A 2,594-nucleotide genomic window follows, 5' to 3' on the forward strand; every position below is an offset into this window, starting at 1 on the left:
GTATTGTCGAAGGCCGCCAGGAAGGCATGCAACTGGATTCAATCGGGAATTTCCAGTGGACGCCCAGCTACGATCTCGTAGACCGGATTCAGGGGAGCAAAACGTTTACCGTACTTTTTGCCGCCAGTACGGATAAGGGCGATCAGGTACGTCGGAGTGCCGAGTTTCGGGTGCTACACGTGAACCGACCACCCATCATTGGGGATCTGAAGCCTTTCTACGTACAGTTTAACGTACAGAATACGTATCAGATTGATCCAAATGAAGTACGCGATCCGGATCAGGATCCGATTGTATTCATTCCCATTACGGATCAATTGCCCGAAGGAGCCAAGCTATCGGCTCAAGGAGAATTTACCTGGAAGCCTTCGCAAACCCAGTTTAACAAACTCAAGACTTCACCGCTATACGTTGAGTTTTTCGTGGAGGATCAACCCACGAAAGCACGTACGAAAGGACGTCTAAAGATCGATGTTACGCAGTTGGATTTGCCCCCGGTTGTTTCCGTGGTTCCTAACGTTAGTACCATCAAACTGCGGGAGAACACGACCTTGAACCTGGCCTTGTATTTGACCGACCCCAATGGCGATCAGGATATTCAGGAATTTTCGTTCCTATCCGACAACCGTTCTATTCCCAAGGAAGCACTCAAGAAAAATACTAATACGCAGTACGAATTTATCTGGCGACCAGATTATGATTTCGTTAAGGATCCGCTGGATACGCTAGGCTTTAATCTGACCTTCTTTGTAATGGACAAGAGTCAGAAGCGGGATGAAAAGCGAATTCACGTAACGGTAGAAAACGCCGTCAACGAGCGTGAAAAGGACCTGCAACTCTACATTCAGTACCGAACTTCACTGATTCGGGCTTGGGAGCTGATTGCTCAGTTGAGCGAAAAGCAGGACGAACTCAGTAAGCTGTATAGGCGAGCAAAGACCGGTAAGAAAAATCGCTCGGTAATGAATGCCGGTATTGGGGCAGGTACAGCAGTGGTACCCTTAACCATTAATGGTGATGGGGGTGGAGCCGTTAATGCTCGGCGAATCATCCCAACCGTAGGGGGTACGGCGACCGCAACGGTAGGTACGCTGGAAGCGACGGAAGTGATTGGTCGCTCCATTAGTCCGCTGGTGGATCAGCTCAATAAGATCATCGTTAAGCGAAACGAATTGCAGACCAAGGGCGACATTTTCGCCCGGAAGTACAACCTCAAATCCGCTCGTAGAGGGCAGAGTGGACAGACTTTCGCCAAAGATCTTGATGATTTCGAAGCGTCCATGAAAGTAAACGACCTGTTAGCCCTGGAATTGGATGCCGGTTGGCAGGATCGCAATAAACCCAAAAGCCAGGAGCAGCAGGACAAGAGCCTGCAACGAACCTTCCGGGATTTTGTACCTTTTGAAGAGTAACCATTCTAATAAGCCTAAAAAAGCGGAAAAGGTATCTTTTCCGCTTTTTTAGGCTATATTCATTTCCTAACTGAATTTATCTGCGATTCATGATCGAAACGTCCCGTCTTCGTTTACTAGCTTGTGATCTAACGCTTTGGGAAGCCGTATTGGCTGGTAATAATGTGCTCAGCCAGGTGATTGGAGCCAATGTACCGCGTCGCTGGACTGAGCATATGGATGCTTTTCCGGAATTCTATCAGCAGGTCAAGAAAGATCCTTCGCTTGAAAAATGGGGGGCACATTTGATCATTTATCGTCCAGAGAACCTCCTGATTGGCAGTTGCGGGTATAAGGGACAGCCCAACGATCAGGGCGAAGTAGAAATCGGGTATGAAATTAAAATTAGTCATCGGGACCGTGGGTTAGCTACTGAAGCGGCTAATGCTTTAGTCGATTACGCCTTTACCTTTCCGGAAGTACGTACTATTGTCGCTCATACGGTTGATGAAGAAAATCCTTCGACCAAAGTCTTGGGCAAGGTGGGTTTCCAGAAGAAAACCCAAGTACTCCACCCCGAAGAGGGTTTGCTTTGGCGGTGGGAACTGACACGTTAGGATTCCATGCACCGTACATTCCGATACGTGCGAAAGCTTTCGAAAAGGAGATTTCTTTAGAGATTTCGGATTCTGCTTTCCAGATCATCTTCCGGTTTCAGATTGAGTCGTTTACGGAGGCGATACCGGGCGGTATTGACACTTTGGGGCGAAATACCCAGAATATCCGCAATTTCCTTCGTACTGAGATTCATTTTTAGTAAAGCCATCAGCCGCAAGTCGTTGGAGCTGAGTGAGGGAAACTCATCCGTAATCCGCTCAAAAAACTGAGGATGTACATTTTCAAACACATCCTTGAAGTAGCTCCACTTATCCTCGCCGTGTAGATACGTGGTAATCTGGCCGGGAATCCGGCGTATCGTAGGTAAACTGTCCTGCTGAATCTGTTGCCTGATTTCTTCCAGAAAACGGCTGTATTTCACTTCCTGGAGCGTATAGCTGGTCAACTCTCGACTGCGTTGCTCCAATTCTTCCTCCCGTTGCTGCTTTTCCTTTTCTAGTAGTTGAGCGTACGTACTCAGCTGTTGGTTCTGCCGCTGAATCACATTCAGGTTCAGAAACATCTGTACTTCAGTATTATAAAAGT

General features: G+C 47.6%; 3 protein-coding genes. 2 read left to right on the forward strand and 1 reads right to left on the reverse strand.

Translation table 11 applies throughout. The annotated features are described in order from the left end of the window. Positions 1–1,412 (forward strand): hypothetical protein (locus ACOJTG_RS12325; RefSeq protein WP_420154087.1); only part of this gene is annotated, 1,412 nt, incomplete at its 5' end. Between the two features lie 89 nt (positions 1,413–1,501). Continuing rightward, positions 1,502–2,008 (forward strand): GNAT family N-acetyltransferase, encoded by a 507-nt coding sequence (locus tag ACOJTG_RS12330; protein WP_420154088.1) that lies wholly within the window; start codon positions 1,502–1,504, stop codon positions 2,006–2,008. 56 nt (positions 2,009–2,064) lie between these two features. Here ACOJTG_RS12330 and ACOJTG_RS12335 read toward each other — a convergent pair. After that, positions 2,065–2,594 (reverse strand): helix-turn-helix transcriptional regulator (locus tag ACOJTG_RS12335; protein ID WP_420154089.1); only part of this gene is annotated, 530 nt, incomplete at its 5' end.

The sequence above is a fragment of the Siphonobacter sp. genome (genome assembly GCF_048595215.1).
Classification (GTDB): domain Bacteria; phylum Bacteroidota; class Bacteroidia; order Cytophagales; family Spirosomataceae; genus Siphonobacter.